Source organism: Nonomuraea sp. NPDC049637, assembly GCF_040675235.1.
Taxonomy (GTDB): Bacteria; Actinomycetota; Actinomycetes; order Streptosporangiales; family Streptosporangiaceae; genus Nonomuraea.
In genome coordinates, this window is sequence record NZ_JBFAOM010000012.1 from 162,413 (window position 1) to 186,899 (window position 24,487).

Consider the following 24,487-nt stretch of genomic DNA (forward strand, 5'->3'; position numbering starts at 1 on the left):
ATAAAAAAGGCAGAAACAAACACCAACGGGGAGGAACGTGGTGACCACCCATACCGAAGCCGAGATCGAGTCCCAGCCGTCCTGCTGGCGCCGCGCGGTGGCCGACGTGCCCGCGGGCGCGCTGCCCGAGCCAGGCGAGCGGGTGGCCGTCGTCGGCTGCGGCACGTCGTGGTTCATCGCGATGGCCTACGCCACGCTGCGCGAGCGGGCCGGCCTGGGCGAGACCGACGCGTTCGCCGCGTCCGAGGCGCCGGTCGGCCGCTCCTACGACAGGGTGCTCGCGCTGACCCGCTCCGGCACCACCACCGAGGTGCTGGAACTGCTGTCCAGGACGAGCGCCCGCACGACGGCCATCACCGCCGACCCGAAGACGCCGATCATGACGGCCGCCGACGAGGTCATCGTGCTCGACTACGCCGACGAGACGTCCGTCGTGCAGACCCGCTTCGCCACCACCCAGCTCGCCATGCTCCGCGCCAGCCTCGGCGAGGACCTGACCGGCGCGATCGCCGACGCCGAGCGGGCCCTGGCCGAGCCGCTGCCCGCCGGGCTCGTCGAGGCCGAGCAGTTCAGCTTCCTCGGCAGCGGCTGGTCGGTCGGCCTGGCCCAGGAGGCCGCGCTGAAGATGCGCGAGGCGTCCCGGTCGTGGACGGAGGCGTACCCGGCGATGGAGTACCGGCACGGCCCGATCAGCATCGCGGGCCCCGGCCGCGTCACGTGGATGCTCGGCACCGCCCCGGAGGGCCTGCGCGAGCAGGTCGAGGCGACCGGCGGCACGTTCTTCGACAGCGGCCTCGACCCCATGGCCGAGCTGGTGCGCGCCCAGCGGGTGGCGGTCGCGCGGGCCTTCGCCCGTGGGCTGAACCCCGACGAGCCCATGCACCTCACGCGATCTGTGATCCTTTCTTCATGAGCCTTACTCTCGCCGACGCCCGGATCGTGACCCCCGAAGGGGTGCACGAAGGGTGGCTGACCATCGAAGACGGCCGCATCACGCATGTCGGCCACGGATCGGCCCCCAGCCCCGGCCTGAGCCTCGGGGGGCGGCACGTCGTCCCCGGGTTCGTCGACATCCACAACCACGGCGGCGCGGGCGGGTCGTTCCCCACCGGCGACCAGGACAAGGCCCGCGACGCCGTGGCCCTGCACCGGCGGCACGGCACCACCACGATGATGGCCAGCCTGGTCACCGACGCGCTCGACGAGCTGTCCAGGGCCGCCTCCTCGCTGGCCGAGCTGTGCGAGGAGGGGCTGCTGGCGGGCATCCACTTCGAGGGGCCGTACATCGCCAAGGCCCGCTGCGGCGCGCACAACCCCGCCCTGCTGCGCGAGCCGTCGCCGCAGGAGCTGTCGGCGCTGGTCAAGGCCGCGCGCGGGCACGCGCGCATGGTCACCGTCGCCGCCGAGCTGCCCGGCGGCCTCGACACGATCCGCACGGCCGTCGGCGAGGGCCTGATCGCGGCGCTCGGCCACAGCGACGCCGACTACGACCAGGCCATCGCCGCCATCGAGGCGGGCGCCACCGTCGCCACCCACCTCTACAACGCGATGCCGCAGCTCGGCCACCGCGCGCCCGGCCCGATCGCCGCCCTGCTGGAGGACGAGCGCGTCACGGTCGAGCTGGTCAACGACGGCGCCCACGTGCACGCGGCGATGTTGCGCCTGGCCTACGAGGTGGCCGGTCCCGGCCGGACGGTGCTGATCACCGACGCGATGGCGGCCACGGGCCTCGGCGACGGCGACTACGTGCTCGGCCCCATGCGGGTGCGCGTGACCGACGGCGTGGCCAGGCTGGTCGAGGGCGGCTCGATCGCGGGCTCCACCCTCACCATGGACGCCGCCTTCCGCCGCGGCGTGCGCGAGCTGGGCATGTCCCTGCCGGACGCCGTCCAGGTGGCCTCGCTCACCCCCGCCAGGGTGCTCGGCCTGGCCGAGGAGATCGGTTCGATCGCCGTCGGCAAGGCGGCCGACCTGGTGGTGCTCTCCGGCGAGCTGGAGGTCGACGGCGTGATGAAGAACGGCGACTGGATCACGGAGCCCTGATGATCATCACCGTGACGCTCAACGCCGCGCTCGACGTGACCTACGAGGTCCCGTCCGTCGCCTGGAACGGCGTCAACCGGGTCGGCGCCGTCCACCGGCGGGCCGGCGGCAAGGGCGTCAACGTGGCCCGCGTGCTGGCCGCCCTCGGCCAGGAGGTCCTGGTCACGGGGCTGGCGGGCGGGCCCACGGGCCGCGCGATCGAGCACGACCTGCGAGCCGCGGGGCTGCCCGCCGCGCTGACCGGCATCGCCGCCGAGTCCCGCACCACGCTGGTGGTCTCCGAGCCGGGCGCGGCCACGCTGTTCAACGAGTCCGGCCCCGAGGTGACGGCGGCCGAGCTGGCCGCGTTCGTGGAGCGGTACACCTCGCTGCTGGCCGGCGCCGACGCGGTGGTGGTCTCCGGGAGCCTGCCGCGCGGCGTCCCCACCGACTTCTACGCGACGCTGGCCGCCGTCGCCGCCCGCGCGGGCGTGCCGGCCGTCGTCGACGCCGACGGCGACCCCCTGCGGCACGCGCCGGAGGGCCGTCCTGCCGTCGTCAAGCCCAACGCCGAGGAACTGGCCAGGGCGGTTCCCGGCGGCACGCCCGAGGAGGGCGCCCAGGCGCTGCGCGAGCGTGGGGCCGAGGCCGTGGTCGTCTCCATGGGCGCCGACGGGCTGCTCGCGGTGACGGGCGAGGGCACCTTCCGGGCGCGGATGCCCTACACCGTGCGGGGAAACCCGACCGGGGCCGGCGACTCGCTGGTCGCGGGGCTGGCGCTGGGCCTGGTCGAGGGCTCCCCGTGGCCCGACCGGCTGCGGCGGGCCGCGGCGCTGGGCGCGGCCGCCGTGGCCGCGCCGGTCGCCGGCGACTTCGACGGCGAGGTCTACGCCGACATACACCCCCAGATCGTCATCACGTAAGGAGCTCGTCATGGCCCTCGCCGGAATAGGCGACATCGTCCGGCAGTCCCCCGCAGGGGTGGGCGCGTTCAACGTGATCCAGTTGGAGCACGCCACCGCGATCGTGGCCGGCGCCGAGGCGCTCGGCCTGCCGGTCGTGCTGCAGATCAGCGAGAACTGCGTGCGCTACCACGGCGCGCTCGAACCCGTCGCGCTGGCCGCGCTGGCCGTCGCGCGCCGCGCGGAGGTGCCGGTCGCGGTCCACCTCGACCACGCCACCGACCGCGCGCTGGTGGAGGAGGCGGTCGCGCTGGGCCTCGGCTCGGTGATGTACGACGCCTCCGCCCTGCCCGACGAGGAGAACGTGGCGGCCACGGCCGAGGTGGCGGCCTGGTGCCACGAGCGCGGCGTCTGGGTGGAGGCCGAGCTCGGCGAGGTCGGCGGCAAGGACGGCGTGCACGCGCCCGGCGCCCGCACCAAGCCGCACGAGGCCGTCGACTACGTCGCCAGGACCGGCGTCGACGCGCTCGCCGTGGCCGTCGGCACCTCGCACGCCATGACCACCAAGGACGCCGTGCTCGACCTGGAGCTCGTCGCCGAGCTGCGGGCGGCGGTGCCGGTGCCGCTGGTGCTGCACGGCTCGTCCGGCGTGCCCGACGACGTGCTGCGCGAGGCGGTGGCCAGCGGCATGAAGAAGATCAACATCGCCACCCACCTGAACAAGGCGTTCACCCGGGCCGTACGCGACTACCTGGCCCACGACGAGCGGGTGGTCGACTCCCGCAAGTACCTCAACGCCGGCCGCGACGCCGTGGCCCGCGAGGTGAGTCACCTGCTGGGCGTGCTCACCGGCTGAGCTCCTTGCGCATCACCACGGCCGACCGGCCGTCGAGGTCGGCCCGGCCGATCTCGGCGTAGCCGAGCGAGGTGTAAAGCGCGATGTTCGAGGCCATCCTGACGTTGGTGTAGAGGCGCAGGGCGGACAGGCCGAGCCGGGCGGCCTCCCGCTCGGCGTAGGCCAGCAGCCCCCGGCCGATGCCCCTGCCGTGCAGGTCGGGCCGCACCGCCACGTTGTCCACCAGCAGCGTGCTTTCCTCGGGGATGAGCACGACCAGCCCTTCCAGGCCGTCGGTGACGTGCACCCGGCCGGCGGCGATGAGGGCCGCGTAGTCGGCCTCCATGGGCAGCGGCCGGGTGCCGATGATCTCGGCCCATGGCTGGTAGGCGTCATGGACGAGTTGCTCGACGGCGGCCCTGTCGGCCTCCTGCGCCAGTCTCATGCCCCCAATGATCGCAGCACCCTGTCGACCTGACGATCGAAGGTGCCGGGCGGGTTGCGCGGGCTGTCGTGCGAGAGCAGGAACAGCCAGATCAGGCTCTGCAGCCTGCGGCAGTCGCGCAGCCGGCGCGCCTGCGGCCCGCTCAGCTCGAACCGGTCGGCGATCTCCACCTCGCCGTCCACCCACATCGAGACGTGCTCGGCCAGCTCGGCCAGCTCGAAGGCCAGGTCGCTGCGCCCGGAGTCCTCGAAGTCGACGATGCGCACGCGTGTGCCGTCCCACAGGAAGTTCGCCAGGTTGCCGTCGCCCGCCCCGAACACCGGCCGGACGCCCGACTCCCCCGGACGCCAGCCCGCCAGCCAGCGCAGGCCCTCCCTGACCGCGTGGTCGGCCCGCGGGCCGCGCGGCCGCCAGGCGCCCAGCCATTCCCTGACCTGCCCCGCGACCGCCTCGGCCTGCCACGGGCGCACCGGGACGGCCGCCAGCACGCCCGGCGGGACGGCCTCGTACAGCTCGGTGAGCGCCGCGGCCATGGCGGCCAGGGGCGCCTGCCCGGCGGCCAGGCCGCGCAGGGGCACGCCGTCGATCCTGGTCATGCGGACGACGCCGTCCTCGAAGGCGATCGGCCGCGGGGACAGGCCCGGGGCATGCTCGGCCAGCAGGGTGAGCGCCCGCCACTCGCGCTCGGCCGCGCCCGCCTTTCCGTCGACGTAGCGCTTGGTGACGACGTCGCCGTGGATGTCGAGGACGTGGGTGTGTACGAGATCGGCCATGCCACGGCAGGATACGGCCTGCCTCAGAAGCTCGCGCCCGTCACCACGGCAACGGCTCGCCGTCGCGGAAGAAGCCGCCGGCCGGCCCGTCGTCGGGCAGGTCCGCCGCCCACAACACGCTCCGCGCGCCCTCGGCGACCGGCCGCCCGCCGGGGCCGCCCATGTCGGTCGCCACCCATCCCGGGCAGACGGCGTTGACCAGGATGCCGTCCCCGCGCAGCTCGGCCGCGAGCATCCTGGTCAGCGCGTTCAGCGCGGTCTTCGACACCGTGTACGCGGGCGTGCCGCCGCCCATCGGGGCCAGCGAGCCGATCTCGCTGGAGACGTTGACGATCCGGCCGTGCGCGCTGCCGCGCAACAGCGGCAGCAGCGCGAGCGTGACCCGCCAGGCGCCCAGCAGGTTCGTCTCCAGCGCCTCCGACACCACGCCCAGGTCCGCGTCGCTGGCCCGCTGCCAGGTGTCGTAATGGATGGCGGCGTTGTTGACCAGCACGTCGACCCGCCCGTGGGTCTTCTCCAGCTCCCGCGCCAGGTCGGCCGCCGACCGCTCGTCGGCGACGTCGAGCCGCCGCGCCAGCACCTCGCCGCCGATCCCGGCCGCCGCCTCGGCGGCCTTGCGCTCGTCCCTGGCGGTCAGCACCACCGTGTCGCCCGCCGCCGCGAGCTGCCTGGCCACCTCCAGCCCGATCCCCCGGTTGGCCCCCGTGACCACGCACACCCGGTCCATCTCACGTCCCCCTCAACGTCGCGCGCCTGCGGCGCAGGAACTCCCGCTCGACCTCGTTGCCCGCACGGGCGATGGCCTCGCCGTACGCCTGCGCCGCCTCCTCGTCGCGTCCCAGCCGTCGCAGCAGGTCGGCCCGTACGGCGTGGAACAGGTAATAGCCTGTCACCTCCAGCCCCTCCACCAGCGCAAGCCCCGCCTCGGCGCCCTCCGCCTCGGCCACCGCCACCGCCCGGTGCAACGCCACGACCGGCCCCGGCGTGAACGCCAGCAGCAGGTCGTAGAGCTGGACGATCTGCCGCCAGTCGGTCTCCCCCGCGCTCGCCGCGTCGCCGTGCACGGCGTTGATCGCGGCCTGCACCTGGTAGGGCCCCGGCCGCCCCCACCGCAGGCAGCGCCGGACGATCGCCTGCCCCTCCTCGACCAGCGCGCGGTCCCACAGGGCGCGGTCCTGCTCGGGCAGCGGCACCAGCTCGCCGCCGTCCCCGGTGCGCGCCGCCCGGCGCGACCCAACCAGCAGCATCAGCGCCAGCAGGCCCCACACCTCGGGCTCGTCCGGCATCAGCTCGGCGAGCAGGCGGCCGAGCCGGACGGCCTCCGCGCACAGGTCCTCGCGCACCAGCCGCTCGCCCGAACTGGCCGTGTAGCCCTCGTTGAAGATCAGATAGAGCACCGCCAGCACCGCGCGCAGCCGGTCGGGCAGGTCCGCCGCCGCCGGCACCCGGTACGGGATCCCCGCCTGCCGGATCCTGCTCTTGGCCCGGACCAGCCGCTGGGCCATGGTCGCCTCGGGCACCAGGAACGCGTGCGCGATCTCGGCCGTGGTCAGCCCGCCGAGCAGCCGCAACGTGAGCGCCACCCGCGCGTGCGGAGCGAGCGCCGGATGGCAGCAGGTGAAGATCAGGCGCAGCCGCTCGTCCCGTACGGGCCCCTCCTCCGCGGGCTCGTCCCGGGCGTGCAGCAGCGCCGCCTGCACGTACTTGTCGTGACGGCCCGACTCCCTGCGCAGCCGGTCGACGGCCCGGTTCCTGGCGGTCGTGATGATCCAGCCGGCCGGGCTCGGCGGCGGGCCGGCCTGCGGCCACTGCCGCAGCGCGATCGCGAGCGCCTCCTGCACCGCCTCCTCGGCGACGTCGATGTCACCGAACACGCGGACGAGCACCGCCACCGCCCGGCCGTACTCCTCCCGGAAGGCCCGTTCGACCTCATCGGACATCCTGCGACCACCTCGCCGGCACGTGCGTCACCCTTGCATGTCCTACACGAACGGCGGTGTCCCGATTCGACACGGCGAGCCGGCAGAACCCCCGGAAAGCACTCGGTTCGGGCGGGCAGGTGAGGACCCCCGGAAAGCACTCGGCTCCCGGAGGCCGCAACCCCCGGGAGCCGTCGCGGACGTCGGTCGGCCGCCGCCTCAGCGCTGGATCGGCGCGACCACGACCTCGACCCGCTGGAACTCCTTGATGTCGGAGTAGCCGGTGGAGGCCATCGTGCGCTTGAGCGCGCCCATCAGGTTCATCGAGCCGTCGGCCACGCTGGAGGGGCCGTGCAGGATCTGCTCCAGCGTCCCGACCGTGCCGAACTCCACGCGACGGCCGCGCGGCAGGTCGGGGTGGTGGGCCTCGGAGCCCCAGTGGAAGCCGTGGCCGGGGGCCTCGGACGCCCTGGCCAGCGGCGAGCCCACCATGACGGCGTCGGCCCCGCACGCGATGGCCTTGGCGATGTCGCCCGAGGTGCCCATGCCGCCGTCGGCGATCACGTGCACGTACCGGCCGCCGGACTCGTCCATGTAGTCGCGGCGCGCCGCGGCCACATCGGAGATCGCGGTGGCCATCGGCACGGCCACGCCCAGCACGTTGCGGGTGGTGTGCGAGGCGCCGCCGCCGAAGCCGACCAGCACGCCCGCCGCGCCCGTGCGCATCAGGTGCAGCGCCGCGGTGTAGGTGGCGCAGCCGCCGACGATGACCGGCACGTCGAGCTCGTAGATGAACTGCTTGAGGTTGAGCGGCTCGGCGCGGCCCGAGACGTGCTCGGCCGAGACGGTGGTGCCGCGGATGACGAAGATGTCCACGCCGGCGTCGATCACGGCCTTGTGGTACTGGACCGTGCGCTGCGGCGACAGGCGGACGGCCGTCGTCACCCCGGACGCCCGGATCTCCTCGATCCGGCGCCCGATCAGCTCCTCCTTGATCGGCGCGTTGTAGATCTCCTGGAGCCGCCGGGTCGCGGCCGCGGCGTCGAGGGCGGCGCACTCCTCCAGCAGCGGGGACGGGTCTTCGTAGCGCGTCCAGAGCCCTTCGAGGTCGAGGGGGGCCAGGCCGCCGAGCCGGCCGATCTCGATCGCGGTGGCGGGCGAGACCACGCTGTCCATGGGGGCGACGACGACGGGCAGCTCGAACCGGTAGGCGTCGATCTGCCAGGCGATCGACACCTCCTCCGGGTCACGGGTGCGTCGCGAGGGCACGAGCCCGATCTCGTCGAGCGCGTACGCCCTCCGCCCGGTCTTGCCCCGGCCGATCTCCACCTGCTGAGTCATGAACTTACCTTCTGTGATAGTTCGGAGCTTCCACGGTCATCTGGATGTCGTGGGGGTGGCTCTCCTTGAGGCCCGCTGCCGTGATCGGCATGAGCTCGCAGTCGGTGTGCATCTGCTCGATCGTGCGGCAGCCGGCGTACCACATGCCCTGGCGCAGCCCGCCGATGAGCTGGTGGGCGACGGCCGCGACCGGCCCGCGGTAGGGCACCTGGCCCTCGATGCCCTCGGGGATGTACTTGTCGTCGCCGCCGACGTCGGCCTGGGCGTAGCGGTCCTTGCTGAAGGAGGTGCCGCCGCGCTCGCGGTTGCGCACCGCGCCGAGCGACCCCATGCCCCGGTACGACTTGAACTGCTTGCCGTTGATGAAGATCAGCTCGCCCGGCGACTCCTCGCAGCCGGCGAGCAGCGAGCCCAGCATGACCGTGTCGGCGCCGGCCGCGATGGCCTTGACGATGTCGCCCGAGTACTGGAGGCCGCCGTCGCCGATCACCGGCACCCCGGCCGGGGCGCACGCCTTGGACGCCTCGTGGATGGCTGTGACCTGCGGCGCGCCCACGCCGGCCACCACGCGGGTGGTGCAGATGGAGCCGGGGCCGACGCCGACCTTGACCGCGTCGGCGCCCGCGTCGACCAGCATCTGGGCGCCCGCCCTGGTCGCGATGTTGCCGCCGATGACCTGGACCTTGCTGTTGGCCTTGAGCTTGGCGATCATGTCGGCCAGGCCCTTGGAGTGACCGTGGGCCACGTCGACGACGACGACGTCGACCCCGGCCTCGATCAGCGCCTTGGCCCGCAGCTCCGCGTCGCCGCCGACGCCCACCGCCGCGCCCACCAGCAGGCGGCCGTCGGCGTCCTTGGTGGACAGCGGGTACTGCTCGCTCTTGGTGAAGTCCTTGACCGTGATCAGGCCGCGCAGCCTGCCGTCGGGGTCGACGAGCGGAAGCTTCTCGATCTTGTTCTGCCGCAGCAGCGCGAACGCGTCGTCGCGCGAGACCCCCACCGGCGCGGTGACCAGCGGCATCTTGGTCATGACCTCGCGCACGGGACGGGTCTGGTCGGTCTCGAAGCGCATGTCGCGGTTGGTCACGATGCCGACCAGCGTGCCCGCCACGTCCGTCACCGGCACGCCGGAGATCCGGTACGTCGCGCACAGCCGCTCGACGTCGGCCAGCGTGTCGTCGGGGCTGCAGGTCACCGGGTTGGTCACCATGCCGGCCTCGGACCGCTTGACCAGATCGACCTGCTGGGCCTGCTCCTCGACCGACAGGTTGCGGTGGAGGATGCCGATGCCGCCCTGACGGGCCATGGCGACCGCCATGCGGGCCTCGGTGACGGTGTCCATGGCCGCGGAGATGAGCGGGATGGACAGCGTGATGTCCCGTGACAGACGGGATCTGGTGTCGGCCTCACCTGGTTGGAGATCGGAGTAGCCGGGCACCAGCAGCACGTCGTCGAAGGTCAAACCCATCTCGGTGAACTTGGACATGCCTCGGCCCCCTCCTGACCTCTGCGCTGATTGACCTAAGTCTAGGGCCTGCCTCCAAAACGCAACGAAGCCGGGAGCACGACGGCCCCACGCCCCGTCGTGCGCCCGGCCTCGCCGTCCGGAACGCGCAAAGTGCAGGGGGATGGGACGGTCGGTGATCCGTCCCATCCCCCGGCCACCGGCACCCAGGCCTGGCGGCGTGTTCACGCCACCGAACCCCCCTCCGCGTCCTGATGGCGGCTGCCGCAAGGCCCCGCTTCAGGGTGCCGACGCTAGGTAAAGCCTGCGTCACTCAACGGCACGACGCAATGTGAAAACGTGCAATTGCACGAAGTTGCACGTTCCGCCGACGATTCCGCGGCAAGCCCCGGACACACAGGCGGTACGGGGTTATCCTCGCGGCACGCCCGTGTCCCCCCGACGGAGCCGCCCATAATGCGTAATCAGCCCAGGCGCGTTGCAGAGCCCTTCGAGACGCTGGGGCTCGACCCGGCGCAGACCGCCCTTTACACGGCGCTGCTACGCCTGCACAGGGCCACGCGCACCGACCTCGCCCAGGCCATGGACGGCCCCGTCGAGAAGGTCGGCCGCCAGCTCGACGACCTGGTCAGGCTGGGGGTGGTCGACGAGCAGTCCGGCGAGTACCTGGCCAGGCACCCGGCGGCGGCGCTCGGCCGGGTCATCGCCGAGCGGCTCGACCGGCTGGCCGAGGAGAGCCGCCGGATCGACTCCGCGCTCGGCTCCATCCGCGGCCTGATCCACGACTACGACGCCGGCCGCGATTATCAGAGCGGCACATTCCCGGTGGAGATGGTGAACGGCGCGGACGTCCTCTACGAGAGCGTCGTCGGCATAGCCGTGCAATCGCCGCCCATGGAGTTGTTGACCGCAATCCCGGACGAGCGCACAATGGCAGATTTTGTTCGTAAATTTGCGGACCCATGGATTGATGCGCAAAAACGGCAACTTCTTACCGTTCAGGCGATCATTCCGGTCTCCACGCTGAGCCTGCCGGGCGTACGCGAGCAGCTCACCCGGCTCCTCGACACCGGCGGCAAGGTACGCACGCTCGACCGGGTGCCGAGCTGGTTCATGACGGCCGGGCCCGAGGTCGCCGGCCTGCCCGCGCTGTGGGGCGGCAACCTGCCCGACCACGCCTACAACTTCTACCTGGTGCGCACGCCGATCGTCGTCGGCATGCTGCGCTCGCTGTTCCAGGAGCTCTGGGGCCGGGCCGTGCCGCTGCCCTGGGGGCGCAGGGGCGACGGCATGGTCCAGGTGCTCCGCCTGGCCGCGCAGGGCGTGTGCGACGACTCCATCGCCCGCCAGCTCGGCGTCTCGGTCCGCACGGTGCGCGCGAGGTTCGCCGACGCCATGGCCGAGCTGGGCGCCCAGTCGCGCTTCCACGCCGGTGTGGAGGCCGCCAGACGGGGATGGCTCAGCTAATACTCTCCGCCGGGGCCGCTTCGGTCATATGGTGGGAAGGTGCTGGAAGACGTCCCCCGCGACCCGTTCGCGGACGACCCGAACGACCCGTCCTCGGCGATGGGCGCTCTCGACGACGCCGAGCCACTCACCGCGGCCGAGCGCGACGAGGCCATCACCGACCTGGCAGACGTCGAGGTCTTTCGCTCCCTGCTCGAACCGCAGGGGGTGCTGGGCCTCGTGCTCGACTGTCCCGAGTGCGGCGAGCAGCACTTCTTCGACTGGGAGCTGCTGCGCGGCAACCTTCGCCAGATGATCGAGAAAGGCCAGCCCCAGGTGCACGAGCCGGCCTTCCACCCCGACCCCGCCGACTACGTCAGCTGGGAGTACGCCCGAGGCTACGTCGACGGCGTCATCGACACGGAGGAGCGCCGCTGATCGACTTCCTCCGAGACATCGTCCAGTAGCGCGCCCAGCAACCGCACCGCAGGGTCGGACGAATCCCGCGCCCGGCCCCGCGCGACCGCGTCGAGCAGCTCGTCGGTCTGGAGAAGCGCATGGAACTCGTCCTCCGGCGTCAAGCCGACTCCAGCTCGGCCATCTGCCGCAACCTGGCCAGCGCCCGATGCTGGGCTACGCGGACCGCACCTGGTGACATGCCGAGTACATTACCGGTCTCCTCGGCCGACAGCCCCGACACCACCCGCAACAGCAGCAACTCCCGCTGGTTGTCGGGCAGCCTGGCCAGCAGCCTGCGCGCGTGCTCGACCTCGATGTAGCGGACCACCGTCTCCTCGGGCCCGGGGCCGTCGTCGGGCCCGTCGGGCAGATCCTGGGTGGGCACGGCCGAGCGCACCGAACTGCGCAGCGCGTCGGCCACCTTGTGCGAGGCGATCCCGAACACGAAGGACGCGAAAGGCCGCCCCATGTCCCGGTATCGCGGCAGCGCGGACAACACCGCGATGCACACCTCCTGGGCTACGTCATCGGCAATGTGATATTGCCCTGAAACCCTGCCCAGCCTGGCGCGGCAATACCGCACCACCATGGGACGCAACTCCCCGAGCAGGGATTCGATCGCACTGCGATCTCCCTGCACGGCGAGGCTCGTCAGTTCCCTAAGGTCGGAGTCATCCGTCCGTGCCGGAAGTCTCGACGCGAGCCTTACCCCAATTTTGGCGTCGGCGACGCTTCCCTCGCTCACGATAGGCATGATGCCCGCACTGATCCGGCCTGTCCCCCTGGCGAACGGCTACGGATTGGTCACATTGAAGCGACGATAACTAGCAGTAATCGACTGACCACACTAAGCCTGATGAGCTGACATAATGTTTCACTCGATAAGCCGAAATGCACGACAATTGCCAGACCCCGACGCTTAACCCGCACTGCCGGTTTACTCCAATAATCCACCTCTTCCCCCATTTTTCCCCGCCCCCACCCCCTTCCACCCCACAAGCCCCACCCACATTTCCAAGCCCCCAAAACCCATCAGTCCCCCACCGGCGCCCGCCCTGCCCAGCCGACGCCCCGATGAGGGGGCTTCCGGGAGGACCTGGGAACGCGCACAGGGAAGCGGCCCAGCAGCGCCGCCAGAGCACCCCATGGTGGTCGGGCCGCGACGCCGAGAGCATGCACGACGCACATCTTGGGCGCTCCCGAACCTGGCATCAGGGCCCCGAGATGGGCGGCACCACGAGTTCAACGGTCGCCACCGACATGCCCGTACCTGGGCGATCCGGTCAGCCCACAGCAACGCGGCTCAACGGCCTGCCACCTCAGGACGTCCCCAAGGGCGCCGACCTGTCAGCCCACACTCGCGACCAGCTCGACGCTGTGGCCGCCGAGCTGAACGCCAGCCCCCCGCAAGGCGCTCAACAGGGACACCCCGGCAGAGGTGGCTCGCCGAGCCCCTGGCACACCCACCTCGACCCCGCTTTCCGACCCGGGAGGCGGGGGTGTGAGGGATGCTCAGGAGGCCAGATCCGTGGCCAGGCAAGCATGAAGGTGTTCATCATGAAGCCGGCCGTCCCCGAACCTCTTCGCTGATCGCATCACGCCTTCCAGCACGAACCCCGACTTCTGCGCCACCCGGCACGAGGCGTGATTCTCGACGGCATGCGTGAGGACGATCCGGGCGAGCTGCAGCGTGGTCATCGCCCATGTCGTGACTGCCTGGACGGATGCGGTGGCGGCGCCTCGGCCGCGCGCCCAAGGCGCGATCCGGTATCCGATCCGGGCCTGGGCGTTCTCCAGGTCAAGCCCGTGCAACGCGATGTTGCCGACCTAACGCCCGGACTCGGCGTCGAGGATCGAGAACGTGGCGTGCGTTCCGTCTGACCAGTCGGCGCCCTTGAGGCAGTCCGCAACGGCTCCGGCCTCGTCCTCGATGCGGCAGCGGGGGTTCCAGAGAAGCACGTCCGGGTCCCTGGCAAGGCGCAGGACCTCCGGAGCGTCCGCCGTACTGGGCGGCCGGAGGACGAACTGCGCTGTGGACAGCTCGACCAACGCGGGCGGAAACGGTGGCATATCCCGAAAGGATGCCATGAAGATCGCCGAAAGCGCCCGTGCTTGGACATCCTTCGAGCGACCTGGTCGGCATACGAAGACACCGAAAGTGCACACCATCGCCGGGTCGGCCGCCGACCAGGCCGAATCCACCAGGCCAGGGACGGGCCATGGAAAGCCGACGGCCCGCGCCGGAGGGAACCGGGGCGGGCCGTACGGGCGCGGGGGAAACAGGCGGGTCAGTGGCCGTGACCGTGGCCGTGGCCCTGGCCGGCGGCCGGAGCCTCCTCCTCGGGCTTGTCCACCACGAGCGCCTCGGTCGTCAGGAGCATGCCCGCGATCGAAGCCGCGTTCTGCACCGCGGACCGGGTCACCTTGACGGGGTCGATGACACCCTGGGCGATCAGGTCGACGTACTCGCCGGTGGCGGCGTTGAGGCCCTGGCCGGCGGGCAGCTCGGCGACCTTGTGGGTCACCACGTAGCCCTCCAGGCCGGCGTTCTCGGCGATCCAGCGGGCCGGCTCGACCAGCGCGCGGCGCACGACGCCGACACCGGTGGCCTCGTCGCCGGTCAGGCCGAGGTCGTCGAGCTCCTTGCCCACGTGGATGAGGGCCGAGCCACCGCCGGAGACGATGCCCTCCTCGATCGCGGCGCGGGTCGCGGAGATCGCGTCCTCGAGGCGGTGCTTCTTCTCCTTCAGCTCCACCTCGGTGGCGGCGCCGACGCGCAGCACGCACACACCGCCGGCGAGCTTGGCCAGGCGCTCCTGCAGCTTCTCGCGGTCCCAGTCGGAGTCGGACTGCTCGATGGCAATCTTGATCTCCTTGACGCGGTCCTCGATCGCCTGCTGGTCGCCGGCGCCGTCGACGATGGTCGTGGCGTCCTTGGTGACGACGACGCGGCGGGCCGTGCCGAGCACCTCGAGACCGACGTGCTCCAGCTTGAGGCCGACCTCTTCGCTGACGACCTGGCCGCCGGTGAGGATCGCCATGTCCTGGAGCATCGCCTTGCGGCGGTCGCCGAAGCCCGGGGCCTTGACGGCCACGGAGGTGAAGGTGCCGCGGATCTTGTTGGTGACCAGGACGGCCAGGGCCTCGCCCTCGACGTCCTCGGCGACCACGAGCAGCGGCTTCTTGGTCTGGGCGACCTTCTCCAGCAGCGGCAGGAAGTCGGCGATGGAGGAGATCTTGCCCTGGGTGAGCAGGATGTACGCGTCCTCCAGGACGGACTCCATGCGCTCGGGGTCGGTCACCATGTAGGCCGACAGGTAGCCCTTGTCGAACTGCATGCCCTCGGTGAACTCGAGCTCCATGCCCATGGCGTTGGACTCTTCGACGGTGAGGACACCGTCCTTGCCCACCTTGTCGAACGCCTCGGCGATCAGCTCGCCGATCTTGGCGTCCTGGGCGGAGATGGTGGCGACGTTGGCGATCTCCTTCTTGTCGCCCACCTCGCGCGCGCTGGCCAGCAGCCGGTCGCTGATCTCCTTGGCGGCCTTGTCGATGCCACGCTTGAGCGACAGCGGCGAGGCGCCGGCGGCCACGTTGCGCAGGCCCTCGCGGACCATGGCCTGGGCCAGCACGGTGGCGGTGGTGGTGCCGTCGCCCGCGATGTCGTTGGTCTTGGTGGCAACTTCCTTGGCGAGCTGGGCGCCGAGGTTCTCGTAGCGCTCCTCCAGCTCGATCTCACGAGCGATGGTCACACCGTCGTTCGTGATCGTCGGCGCACCGAACTTCTTGTCGATGACGACGTTACGGCCACGCGGGCCGAGGGTTACCTTCACGGCGTCCGCGAGGGCGTTGACACCGCGCTCAAGCGCGCGACGGGCGTCCTCGTCGAACTGCAGGATCTTCGCCATGCTGAAAGTCCTCTCCTGGCGTCGAAAGCCCCGGGCCCTCAAGAGCGCCCGGGGCTCGACACAACCGGCTTACTTCTCGATGATCGCGAGAACGTCGCGGGCGGAGAGCACGAGGTACTCCTCGCCGCCGTACTTGACCTCGGTGCCGCCGTACTTGCTGTAGAGGACGACGTCGCCCTCGGAGACGTCGAGCGGAATACGCTTGTCGCCGTCCTCATCCCAGTTGCCGGGGCCCACCGCGAGGACCTTGCCCTCCTGCGGCTTCTCCTTGGCGGTGTCCGGGATGACCAGACCGGAAGCGGTGGTCTGCTCTGCCTCAAGCGGCTGAACCACGATGCGGTCGCCGAGCGGCTTAACGGGAACCTTGGTGGCGGTCGTCACGATCGGACCTCCCCTTCAGATTTGAATGATCTAGAAGAGGCGACCAGCGGGGCCTGCCGTCGCGGGTGTCAGACCTGCCTCGTCGCACGTTGGCACTCTCAAGGTGAGAGTGCCAACAGGAAACATATGCAAGAGGGCCTTGACAGTCAACACGAACGCGTCTGCTCACAGCGATCAGACGTAGGAACCCTCGGTCAGATCGGCGACGACGCCGGGCCGGGAGGGGTTCCAGCCGAGTTCGGCGCGCGTGCGTGTCGCGCTGATGCGCTGGCCGAGCGCCAGGGCCTCGGCGAAGCCGGCCCCCAGCACCTGGGCCGCCTCGGCCTGCGGCCAGGGCTCGGCCTGCGGCTTGACGCCCGCGGACCGGGCCGCCGCCTCGGCCACCTCGGCGACCGGCACGGCCTCCTCGCTGATGCCGTGGTAGACGCGGGCGCCGCCCCTCTCCAGGACGGCCACGACGAGGTCGGCCAGGTCGTCGACGTGCACGAACGTCCAGGTGTGCGGCTCGCCGCCGTCGGTGACGTAGACGCCGGCGCCGCGCTCGGCGGCCTGCGCGCGCATCATGGCGGGAATGCCGCCGCCGCGCCCGTGGACGACGGCGGGCCGGATCACCGAGCCGCCGCCGTCGATGACCAGCTGCTCGATCTCGTGCCGGTACGCCACGAGCGGAATCGGGTCGGCCGGGCTTTCCTCGTGCCCGTCGGCGGTGGCGCCGAGCACCCACACGCCGCTGGTGAAGACGACCTTCCGGCCCGACGCGGCGAGCACGCCGATCGCGGCGAGGTCGGCCTCCTTGTCGCCGCCGAGCTGGGCGGCGACCACGATGGCGTCGATGTCCGGGGTGATCGCGGCGGCCAGCCCCGCGACGTCGGCCAGGTCTCCGTGACGCTCGTCCGCCACGCCCGGCACGCGCCGGGACCCGTCGGCGGCGGGCCGCACCAGGACGGCCACCTCGTGCCCCTGCTCGGCCAGCCGCTCGACCACCGCGCCGCCGATGTACCCCGTCGCGCCCAGCACCAGCACCTTCATGATGAACCTACCTCGAAAACTTCTACGTTGAACATTTCGACGTCGTGGACAGTACCGCACGATGCCGAACATTTCAACATCGAAGCTTTGGTAGGGTGATCCCCGTGGATGACGCGGTGGACGTGATTCTCGGACAGTGGGCGCGGACACGGCCCGACGTCGACGTGTCCCCGATGGGCGTGATCGGCCGGGTCTCGCGCGCCTCGCGCCTGCTGGAGCGCGGCGTGAAGGACTTCCTGGCCGAGCACGGGCTGGAGGCGTGGGAGTTCGACATGCTGGCCACGCTGCTGCGCAGCGGCGCCGACGCCATGTGCATGAAGGACCTGTCCGCCTCGGCCATGGTCAGCCCCGGCGCGCTCACCAACCGGATGGACCACCTGGTCCGGCGCGGCCTGGTCCACCGCTGGCCGGCGCCGAACAACCGGCGCATGACGCTGGTCGCCCTCACCGACGAGGGCAGGAGGGTCGCCGACGAGATGCTCGTCCTGCACGCCGCCAACGAGGAGCGGCTGCTCGCCGGGCTGTCCGGGGGCGAGCGCGAGGCCCTGGCCGGGCTGCTGCGCAGCCTGCTGGTCTCCCTGGGCGACACCTCCCTGTGAGCGAGCCCGAGTCGTGAGCGGGCCCCGGATCACGAGCGGTCCGGATCGCGAGTGGCCCCTGGTCGTGAGCGACCCTGAGTTGTGAGCGGAGTGCGTACATGGATCTCGACGCCTTCGGCGAGCTGCTGACCCCGCGCGGGCAGCGGGCGCTCGCCGAGGCCGCGGAGCTGGCCGGGACCGATCCGGTCGCGGCGGCGACCAGGCTGCGCCGCACCTACGACGCGGCGCTCACCTCCGCCGCGCTGACGCAGGCGGCGCTGCGCGAGCGCGCCGCGGCGAAGTTCGGCGCGGACGCCGCGGTCATGTACTTCACCCCGCACGGCCTGGAGCAGTCCACCCGCCGGGAGGTCGCCGACCACCGCGCCCGGCGCATGGGCGCCGGGCGGGTGATCGACGCCTGCTGCGGGGTCGGCGGCGACCTCCTGGCGCTCGCCCGCGCCGGTTGCGAGGTCGACGCCGTCGACCTCGACCCGCTGACGGTCGCCGTGGCAAGCGCCAACGCCGACGCGCTCGGGCTGGCCGACCGGGTGCGCGTGCGGGTGGGCGACGCGGCGCTGGTCCGGCCCGAGGAGTACGACGCGCTGTTCGCCGACCCGGCCCGGCGCAGCGGCAAGGGCCGCACGTTCGACCCCATGGCCTACTCGCCGCCCTGGCCGGTCGTGCTCGACCTGGTCGCGCGGGCGCCGCGGGCCTGCCTCAAGGTCGCCCCCGGCATCCCGTACGAGTTCATCCCCGAGGGGGCGGAGGCCGAATGGGTCTCCTACAAGGGCGAGGTCAAGGAGGCCACCCTCTGGACCGGCCCCCAGGTCGGCCCCGTCCGGCGCGCCACCCTGCTGCCCGGCGGCCACACGCTGGCCGCCACCGGGGTCCAGGCGCCGGTCGGCCCGATGGGCCGCTACGTCTACGAGCCCGACGGCGCCGCGATCCGGGCCCACCTCGTGGGCGAGGTGGCCGAGCTGATCGGCGGACGCCTGCCCGACCCCATGATCGCCTACATCACCGCCGACGAGCCCAGCCACACGCCCTGGGCCTCCGGGTACGAGGTGGACGAGGTCATGCCGTTCTCGCTGAAAAAGCTGCGCGCCGCTCTCCGTGAACGCTGGATCGGAAATGTCACCATCAAGAAACGCGCGTCGGCGATCGACATCGAACGCCTGCGCGCCGATCTCCGCCTTTCCGGCGAGAACGCCGTCGTCATTATCCTGACCCGCATTCTCGATAAGCCTTCAGTTATCATCTGCAACCCCCTCCCACCTGCCTGAACAATCCAAAGCGGGCATTCTTCCGCTAAATACGATCTTTCACTTCGACGCCGCCTGACCTTGATCGAAAGGCTAAGGTGGACGGGCGGGAGTTCTCCCCCTTATGCGGTAACCCGCGTACTCGCCCTTTCATCTGCAAACCGGACCTATCCCACCGCTGCGCGGCAGACCGTCGGCGAGCGAAGGAGCCTTTCGGTGGACCATTCCAACCACACCACCCTTCTTCAGGCAGGCGGCCAGTCCGCCATCTCCGAGAGGATGCGAGACCTCCTCGCGCGCGCCGCCCAGGACCATGTCTACGAGCAGCGCACCCAGGGAGCCGTGCTCGACGAGATCCGCCAGCGTCTTGAAGGCATGGAGTGGCTGCTGCGCGAGGTGCGCGAACGCGAGCTCGGCGGCCTGAGCGGCACCCTTGAGGCGGTGAGCGGGCGGCTCGACGACATCACCGCCAAGCCGCCGATGTGGGCGGAGGGCCTGGCCCAGCACGTCGAGGCCGTGCGCGACCACGTCGACGCGGTCGGGGAGAAGATCGGCCACGTCGACGCCCGGGTCGCGCCGGTGGCCGAGTTGCCGAGCCTGTGGGCGGACCTGGGCACCGTGGGCGAGGCGGTCGACGAGGCGCTCAAACGCCTGCAGTCGGTGCTCGACACCACCGACGGCATCACCCAGAACATGTCCGGCTTCGCCGCCAAACTGACGCAGCTCAACTCCAGCATGGAGGCCGCGGCCAGCCGCTTCACCCGGCTGGACAAGTCGGTGGCCGACCTGTCGGGCCGCGCCGAGCGGGTCGAGAGCGTGGTCGGCGAGCTGGCCGAGAGCGTCGCGGCCACGTCGCAGCAGGTCGCCGTCAAGATTGACGCGGCCGAGCAGCGCCTGACCGGCCGCCTCGACGACACCGACCTGCACATCGCCGCCCGCCTCGACGAGGCCGACAAACGCCTGGCCGGCCGCCTCGACGAGACCGACGAGCGGCTGACCCGGCGCCTGAACGAACGGCTCGACCGCGCCGACGAGCGCCTGGCCGCCAAGCTCGACGAGGGCGACCAGCGGCTCACGGTCCGGCTGGCCGACGTCGAGCAGCGCCTCACCGCCCGCCTCGACGAGGCCGACCAGCACCTCGCCGTCCAGCTCGGGGAGAGCGAGCTGCGGCTCAGCGGGCGGCTCGACGGCGTCGACTCCCGGCTCGACCGGGTCGAGGGCCGGCTCATGGGGCTCGACACCCGGCTCACCGGGTTCGACAGCCGGCTGGAGTCGGCCGACGAGTGCCTGGCCGACATCGACACCAGGCTCGACGGCGTCGACGGCCGCATCAGCGGCGTCGACAAGCGCCTCACCTCGGTCGACGGCCAGCTCGGCGGCCTCGGCAAGCGCATGGGCACCATCGACGGCCACCTCGTCCGCCACGACGACCGCTTCGACGCCCTCGACGGCCGCCTGAGCGCGCTCGACGACCGCGCCTCGGCCACCGACCAGCGCCTGGCCGAGACCGCCGTGCGCAGCGAGGGCCGCTTCAACAAGCTCGACAACCAGATGGAGTCGATCGACGAGCGCCTGGTCGAGGCGGAGGAGCACCTGATCACCCGGTTCGACACCCTCGACGGCCAGTTCAGCGGGCTCGACAGCCGCTTCAACGGCCTCGACACCCACCTCAACGGCCTGGCCGCCCGCGCCGATCAGGCCGGCGAGCACCTGGAGTCGGTCGACGACCGCATCGAGGCCATGAACCAGCACGTCAGCCAGCTCCCGGCCGCCCTGGCCATCCCCGAGCGGGTCGGCGAGCTCATCGAGTCGCAGGCCGGCGCGCAGGCCGACCGCCTGTCGGCCGCCGCCGACGCGCTGACCGAGCTGGTGCGCTCCCGGCCCGACCGCGACGAGCTGAGCGAGACGGTCAGCGGCATCGTGCAGCCGGCCACCGACGACCTCACCAAGCGGCTGGCCGCGCTGGAGGAGACCATGCTGGCGCTGGCCGAGGCCCTGCTCCGGCCCACCAGGACCAAAGACTGACCCGCCAGGACCCAAGACTGACCCGCCCGGCGGTGGGGCACGCCCCGCGCCTCACCGCCGGCCGCCGGCCCCGCCGGGGCTCAGACGTGGACCGTCGTGATCGGCAGCGACGAGTCCGCCGGGATCTCCAGCGTCGAGGGGGTGACCCCCGCCGCCACCAGGTCGGAGCCCAGGGCGGCGACCATGGCCCCGTTGTCGGTGCACAACCCCGGCCGGGGCACCCGCAGCCGCACGCCCGCCGCGTCGCAGCGCTCCTGGGCCAGCGCCCGCAGCCGCGAGTTGGCCGCCACGCCGCCGCCGATCAGCAGGTCGTGCACGTCGTACTTCTTGCACGCCTGCAACGCCTTGCGGGTCAGCACGTCGACCACGGCCTCCTGGAAGGAGGCGGCCACGTCGGGCACGTGGATCGACTGCCCGGACGCCTCGCGCGCCTCGACCCAGCGGGCGACGGCGGTCTTGAGCCCGGAGAAGGAGAAGTCGAGCGTGCCGTCGTCGATCTTGCCGCGGGGGAAGGTCACGGCCGTGCCGGAGCCCTCGCGGGCGGCCCGGTCGATGTGCGGGCCGCCGGGGAAGGGCAGCCCGAGCACCCGGGCCACCTTGTCGAACGCCTCGCCGGCCGCGTCGTCGACGGTCGAGCCGAGCGAGATGACGTCTTCGGCCACGTCGGGCACCAGCAGCAGCGAGGAGTGGCCGCCGGAGACCAGCATGGCGATGCACGGCTTGGGCAGCGGCCCGTGTTCGAGCTGGTCGACGGCCACGTGGGCGGCCAGGTGGTTGACGCCGTAGAGCGGCACGCCGAGCCCCAGCGCGTACGACTTGGCGGCGGCCACGCCCACCAGCAGCGCCCCGGCCAGGCCCGGCCCGGCGGTGACGGCGATGGCGTCGATGTCGGAGAACTTGAGCCCCGCCTCGGCCAGCGCCGCCTCGACCGTGGGCGTCATGGCCTCCAGGTGGGCGCGGGAGGCGACCTCGGGCACCACGCCGCCGTATCTGGCGTGCTCGTCCATGCTGGAGGCGATGGTGTTGGCGAGGAGCGTGTGGCCTCTGACGATGCCGATGCCGGTCTCGTCGCACGACGTCTCGATGCCCAGGACCAGGGGTGCGTCAGCCATCCAGCTTCCTTCTCATCATGATCGCGTCGGTGCCGTCGTCGTAGTAGCGGCGGCGGGTGCCGATCTCCTCGAACTCGAAATGCCGGTAGACGGCCTGGGCGCGCGGGTTGTCGGCGCGTACCTCCAGGAAGATCTCGCGCGCGCCCCTGCGCCGCGCCTCGGCCAGCAGCTCGGTCAGCATCGCGCTGCCGATGCCGGTGCCCTGATGCTTCTCCAGCACGGCGATGGTCTGCACGTCGGCCTGGTCGGCCGCGACCGCGATGCCGCTGTAGCCGACGATCTCGTCGTCGGCCAGGGCCACCACGTAGTGGCGCGAACGCGGCATGTCGGCCAGCTCGCCGCGCATCATGCCCTCGCTCCACGCGTCGAGCGGGAACGTGGCCCGCTCGATCGCCATGACCGCGGGCAGGTCGGCCTCGGTCATCGGCCGCAGTCTCACGCCGTCACCCTCTTGGGCGCGCCCGGCACCACGGCGTCGGGCCTGCGCAGGTAGATGGGCCGCGGCGGGTCGAGCGGGACGCCCGCGGCCAGCCGCTCGGCGGCCAGCGCGGCCAGCGCGCCCGCGTAGGGGTAGGGCGGGGCGTCGTGGCGGCCCAGGACGTCGGGGTAGAGCCCGGCGCCGGCGCCCACGACCGGCAGGCCCTCGACGGGCACCTCGGCGGGCCGGTCGACGAACGGGCCGTCGGCACGGGTGCGCATGTCCTGGTAGCGCGCCCAGAACACCTCCTTGCGCCGGGCGTCGGTGGCGACCAGGAACGGCTCGCCGAGCCCGCTGCCGTAGGCGACCGCGTCGAGGGTGCAGATGCCGTACGCGGGCACGGAGAGCGTCGTCGCGAGCCCCTGGGCGGTCATCAGCCCGACGCGCAGGCCCGTGTAGGGCCCGGGGCCGCTGCCCGCGACGACGGCCGTCACGTCGCGCAGGGCGGCGCCCGATTCGGTCAGCACGCGTTCGATGGTGGGGACGAGCAGCTCGCCGTGGCGGCGAGCGTCGATCGTCGTGGACTCGGCGAGCACCCGCTCGCCGTCGTGGAGGGCGGCGGTGACGGCGGGCGTCGCGGTATCAAAGGCCAGGACCAGCACGACTGTTTAGCCTACCCGCCGGACGGGTCAGACCCAGCCGGTACGCCGTTTCAGCCACTCCAGCGCGACCACTCCCTGCGCCCGCTGGAACGCCCTGAGCGTGGGCAGGCCGGGCGGATCGGGCAGCCGGCCGTTCCGGACGAAGTAGCCGCTGTGGGCCGCGACGACCGCGGTGACCGCCGGGTCGGGATCGTCGAACAGCTCGTGGGGGGCGGGACCGCCCTGCATGCCGACCGACGGCAGCATGGCCACCTGGTCGTACCAGGGAGCGGCCAGGCAGGCCCACGGCCAGTCGACCACGTACACGCGGTCGGGCGTGAGCAGGATGTTGTCGGCCCGCAGGTCGGCGTGGACGAGGGTGTCGCCGGCCGCCGCCGTCTCCCAGCCGGACTCCAGCTCGGCCAGCTCGGGCAGGTGGCGCAGCGCCCACGGGTCGAGCCCGGCGGTGTCCTCGCCGAGCAGTTTGCGCCAGCCCTGGAAGGAGTCGCCCATGACCTCGCCGACCGTGGGAGCCTCGATCGGCGACGGGGTGAGCGCGGCGGACATCTCCTTCAGTGCCGTGAACACCCGGTCGAGCTCGTCGCGCCGCCACGGCATCGCGGGGTGCACGGCCTCGACGTCCTCGAAGACCAGGGCGACCCAGCCCTCCAGCTCGAACGCCGTCAGCAGCTTCGGCGCGGGGACCGACTCGGGCAGCGCGGCGGCGTTCCTGAGCTCGGAGCGGTAGATGCGCACGCTGTCGGGGTTGGGCTCGGGGCCGACGGCCTTGACGAACGCGCGCCGGCCGTCCTCGGTCCGCACGCGCACCGCGGCCGCCGGGGAGAAGCCGCCCTCCTGGGTGACGGCCGCCACGACGCGGCCGCCGAGGAAGCCCTCGACCGCCTCGCGCACCAGCGGGTGGACCTCTGGCCAGGGCACGCGGGCGCCGGACGCCGGCGGGTTGTGGTCAGTGCTCATCGTTCCATGATCAGGCTCGGGACGCGTAGACGATGATGTTGTCGACATATTCGCCTCTGGCGTAGTCGAACTTACCGCCGCAGGTCACGAGTTTGAGCCCGTCGTCGACGTACACCCGCCGGGCCGGGAAGTGGTCCTTGGAGACCTGCTCGATGGCGTCCACCTTGAAGCTGACGACCTTGCCGTCGCTGCGTTCCACCTTGACGGTCTCGCCCTTGCGCAACTGCCTGAGCTTGTAGAACACGGCGGGGGCGGTCTTGGTGTCGACGTGGCCGATGATCACCGAGGCGCCCTTCTCGCCGGGCACCGCGCTGCCGCTGTACCAGCCGGCCATCTTCGGCTTCTCGTACGGCGGCAGCTCGACCTCGCCGTCCTTGCTCAGCCCGAGCTTCATCAGCGGGGCCTCAAGGTCGAGCGACGGGATGTCGATGCTCTTGGGCACCACGCTCGCCGCCGGGGTGGAGGAGTTCTGCATGCTCTTGCCGAAGGCGACCAGCAGCAGGCCCGTGACGGCGCCCGCGAGCACCACCCGTCCTGGACGTGCCATC

At 71.8% G+C, this 24,487-nt stretch carries 27 protein-coding genes and 1 pseudogene; 10 read left to right on the forward strand and 18 right to left on the reverse strand.

Annotation, left to right across the window (positions count from 1 at the left end):
- Positions 1 to 40 precede the first annotated feature (40 nt).
- The 4 genes from AB0J71_RS19060 to AB0J71_RS19075 are packed head-to-tail and all read left to right on the forward strand — an operon-like array spanning position 41 to position 3,780.
- Positions 41 to 913, forward strand: a complete 873-nt coding sequence (locus tag AB0J71_RS19060) for an SIS domain-containing protein (RefSeq protein ID WP_352318710.1) — start codon at positions 41 to 43, stop codon at positions 911 to 913.
- Positions 910 to 2,043, forward strand: a complete 1,134-nt coding sequence (nagA, locus tag AB0J71_RS19065; RefSeq protein ID WP_364415206.1) for an N-acetylglucosamine-6-phosphate deacetylase — start codon at positions 910 to 912, stop codon at positions 2,041 to 2,043. The genes AB0J71_RS19060 and nagA overlap by 4 nt, the downstream gene beginning before the upstream one ends.
- Positions 2,043 to 2,945 (forward strand): 1-phosphofructokinase family hexose kinase, encoded by a 903-nt coding sequence (locus AB0J71_RS19070; RefSeq protein WP_364415208.1) that lies wholly within the window; start codon positions 2,043 to 2,045, stop codon positions 2,943 to 2,945. The genes nagA and AB0J71_RS19070 overlap by 1 nt, the downstream gene beginning before the upstream one ends.
- A gap of 10 nt (positions 2,946 to 2,955) precedes the next feature.
- A complete protein-coding gene (locus AB0J71_RS19075; protein WP_364415210.1) occupies positions 2,956 to 3,780 on the forward strand; it encodes a class II fructose-bisphosphate aldolase in 825 nt (274 codons plus the stop codon).
- Here AB0J71_RS19075 and AB0J71_RS19080 read toward each other — a convergent pair.
- From AB0J71_RS19080 to guaB, 6 genes are all read right to left on the reverse strand, one after another.
- Positions 3,770 to 4,204, reverse strand: a complete 435-nt coding sequence (locus tag AB0J71_RS19080; RefSeq protein ID WP_364415212.1) for a GNAT family N-acetyltransferase — start codon at positions 4,202 to 4,204, stop codon at positions 3,770 to 3,772. The genes AB0J71_RS19075 and AB0J71_RS19080 overlap by 11 nt on opposite strands.
- Positions 4,201 to 4,977, reverse strand: coding sequence for a phosphotransferase (locus AB0J71_RS19085; RefSeq protein WP_364415214.1), 777 nt, complete (start codon positions 4,975 to 4,977; stop codon positions 4,201 to 4,203). The genes AB0J71_RS19080 and AB0J71_RS19085 overlap by 4 nt, the downstream gene beginning before the upstream one ends.
- Before the next feature lie 40 nt (positions 4,978 to 5,017).
- On the reverse strand, positions 5,018 to 5,704 hold the full coding sequence (locus AB0J71_RS19090; RefSeq protein WP_364415216.1) for an SDR family NAD(P)-dependent oxidoreductase: 687 nt from the start codon (positions 5,702 to 5,704) through the stop codon (positions 5,018 to 5,020).
- A gap of 1 nt (position 5,705) precedes the next feature.
- Positions 5,706 to 6,917 carry a sigma-70 family RNA polymerase sigma factor gene (locus tag AB0J71_RS19095; RefSeq protein ID WP_364415218.1) on the reverse strand — a complete coding sequence of 404 codons (1,212 nt, stop codon included), beginning with the start codon at positions 6,915 to 6,917 and terminating at the stop codon, positions 5,706 to 5,708.
- Positions 6,918 to 7,115: 198 nt separating this feature from the next.
- On the reverse strand, positions 7,116 to 8,237 hold the full coding sequence (locus AB0J71_RS19100; RefSeq protein ID WP_352318695.1) for a GuaB3 family IMP dehydrogenase-related protein: 1,122 nt from the start codon (positions 8,235 to 8,237) through the stop codon (positions 7,116 to 7,118).
- A 4-nt stretch (positions 8,238 to 8,241) separates the two neighbouring features.
- Entirely contained in the window at positions 8,242 to 9,723 is a 1,482-nt protein-coding gene (gene guaB, locus AB0J71_RS19105) for an IMP dehydrogenase (RefSeq protein ID WP_352318693.1), read from the reverse strand.
- 435 nt (positions 9,724 to 10,158) lie between these two features.
- Between guaB and AB0J71_RS19110 the strand changes: the two genes are divergently transcribed.
- Positions 10,159 to 11,169, forward strand: a complete 1,011-nt coding sequence (locus AB0J71_RS19110; protein ID WP_352318691.1) for a LuxR C-terminal-related transcriptional regulator — start codon at positions 10,159 to 10,161, stop codon at positions 11,167 to 11,169.
- Positions 11,170 to 11,208: 39 nt separating this feature from the next.
- Complete coding sequence (locus AB0J71_RS19115) at positions 11,209 to 11,586, forward strand: DUF5319 domain-containing protein (RefSeq protein WP_090930411.1); 378 nt, start codon at positions 11,209 to 11,211, stop codon at positions 11,584 to 11,586.
- Here the strand turns inward: AB0J71_RS19115 and AB0J71_RS19120 are convergent.
- Together AB0J71_RS19120 and AB0J71_RS19125 are read right to left on the reverse strand one after the other, a co-directional pair.
- A complete protein-coding gene (locus tag AB0J71_RS19120; protein ID WP_352318689.1) occupies positions 11,547 to 11,729 on the reverse strand; it encodes a hypothetical protein in 183 nt (60 codons plus the stop codon). The genes AB0J71_RS19115 and AB0J71_RS19120 overlap by 40 nt on opposite strands.
- Positions 11,726 to 12,361, reverse strand: coding sequence for a sigma-70 family RNA polymerase sigma factor (locus AB0J71_RS19125; protein WP_090930520.1), 636 nt, complete (start codon positions 12,359 to 12,361; stop codon positions 11,726 to 11,728). The genes AB0J71_RS19120 and AB0J71_RS19125 overlap by 4 nt, the downstream gene beginning before the upstream one ends.
- Positions 12,362 to 12,912: 551 nt before the next feature.
- Here AB0J71_RS19125 and AB0J71_RS19130 point away from each other — a divergent pair.
- A pseudogene (locus AB0J71_RS19130) lies at positions 12,913 to 13,153 on the forward strand (hypothetical protein); the annotation flags it as partial.
- On the opposite strand, the gene AB0J71_RS19135 reads toward AB0J71_RS19130, so the two are convergent.
- The 5 genes from AB0J71_RS19135 to AB0J71_RS19155 form a co-directional block, all read right to left on the reverse strand.
- Complete coding sequence (locus AB0J71_RS19135; RefSeq protein ID WP_364415244.1) at positions 13,120 to 13,425, reverse strand: GNAT family protein; 306 nt, start codon at positions 13,423 to 13,425, stop codon at positions 13,120 to 13,122. The pseudogene AB0J71_RS19130 and the gene AB0J71_RS19135 overlap by 34 nt on opposite strands.
- A 9-nt stretch (positions 13,426 to 13,434) precedes the next feature.
- The gene (locus tag AB0J71_RS19140; RefSeq protein WP_364415220.1) at positions 13,435 to 13,677 is read right to left on the reverse strand and encodes a hypothetical protein; all 243 of its coding nucleotides are present in this window, start codon (positions 13,675 to 13,677) and stop codon (positions 13,435 to 13,437) included.
- Between the two features lie 218 nt (positions 13,678 to 13,895).
- Positions 13,896 to 15,515, reverse strand: coding sequence for a chaperonin GroEL (groL, locus tag AB0J71_RS19145; protein ID WP_352318685.1), 1,620 nt, complete (start codon positions 15,513 to 15,515; stop codon positions 13,896 to 13,898).
- A 69-nt stretch (positions 15,516 to 15,584) separates the two neighbouring features.
- Complete coding sequence (groES, locus tag AB0J71_RS19150) at positions 15,585 to 15,899, reverse strand: co-chaperone GroES (RefSeq protein ID WP_226899011.1); 315 nt, start codon at positions 15,897 to 15,899, stop codon at positions 15,585 to 15,587.
- 171 nt (positions 15,900 to 16,070) lie between these two features.
- Complete coding sequence (locus tag AB0J71_RS19155; protein WP_352318683.1) at positions 16,071 to 16,925, reverse strand: NAD-dependent epimerase/dehydratase family protein; 855 nt, start codon at positions 16,923 to 16,925, stop codon at positions 16,071 to 16,073.
- 104 nt (positions 16,926 to 17,029) lie between these two features.
- On the opposite strand from AB0J71_RS19155, the gene AB0J71_RS19160 reads away from it, so the two are divergent.
- From AB0J71_RS19160 to AB0J71_RS19170, 3 genes are all read left to right on the forward strand, one after another.
- On the forward strand, positions 17,030 to 17,524 hold the full coding sequence (locus tag AB0J71_RS19160; RefSeq protein WP_352318681.1) for a MarR family transcriptional regulator: 495 nt from the start codon (positions 17,030 to 17,032) through the stop codon (positions 17,522 to 17,524).
- Positions 17,525 to 17,622: 98 nt separating this feature from the next.
- On the forward strand, positions 17,623 to 18,786 hold the full coding sequence (locus AB0J71_RS19165) for a class I SAM-dependent methyltransferase (protein WP_364415222.1): 1,164 nt from the start codon (positions 17,623 to 17,625) through the stop codon (positions 18,784 to 18,786).
- A gap of 258 nt (positions 18,787 to 19,044) precedes the next feature.
- Positions 19,045 to 20,790: a hypothetical protein gene (locus AB0J71_RS19170; RefSeq protein ID WP_364415224.1), complete on the forward strand. Its 1,746-nt coding sequence runs from the start codon at positions 19,045 to 19,047 to the stop codon at positions 20,788 to 20,790.
- Positions 20,791 to 20,870: 80 nt separating this feature from the next.
- Here AB0J71_RS19170 and tsaD read toward each other — a convergent pair whose 3' ends face one another.
- Genes tsaD through AB0J71_RS19195 form a run of 5 tightly spaced genes read right to left on the reverse strand, consistent with a single transcriptional unit; the run spans position 20,871 to position 24,486 of the window.
- Entirely contained in the window at positions 20,871 to 21,902 is a 1,032-nt protein-coding gene (gene tsaD, locus AB0J71_RS19175; RefSeq protein WP_352318676.1) for a tRNA (adenosine(37)-N6)-threonylcarbamoyltransferase complex transferase subunit TsaD, read from the reverse strand.
- A complete protein-coding gene (gene rimI / locus AB0J71_RS19180; RefSeq protein ID WP_352318789.1) occupies positions 21,895 to 22,326 on the reverse strand; it encodes a ribosomal protein S18-alanine N-acetyltransferase in 432 nt (143 codons plus the stop codon). Before rimI ends, tsaD begins: the two co-directional genes overlap by 8 nt.
- Positions 22,327 to 22,337: 11 nt before the next feature.
- Positions 22,338 to 22,982, reverse strand: coding sequence for a tRNA (adenosine(37)-N6)-threonylcarbamoyltransferase complex dimerization subunit type 1 TsaB (gene tsaB, locus AB0J71_RS19185; RefSeq protein ID WP_352318674.1), 645 nt, complete (start codon positions 22,980 to 22,982; stop codon positions 22,338 to 22,340).
- Between the two features lie 27 nt (positions 22,983 to 23,009).
- The gene (locus tag AB0J71_RS19190) at positions 23,010 to 23,939 is read right to left on the reverse strand and encodes an aminoglycoside phosphotransferase family protein (protein ID WP_364415226.1); all 930 of its coding nucleotides are present in this window, start codon (positions 23,937 to 23,939) and stop codon (positions 23,010 to 23,012) included.
- Between the two features lie 10 nt (positions 23,940 to 23,949).
- Positions 23,950 to 24,486, reverse strand: a complete 537-nt coding sequence (locus AB0J71_RS19195; protein ID WP_352318670.1) for a class F sortase — start codon at positions 24,484 to 24,486, stop codon at positions 23,950 to 23,952.
- Position 24,487: the final 1 nt, after the last annotated feature.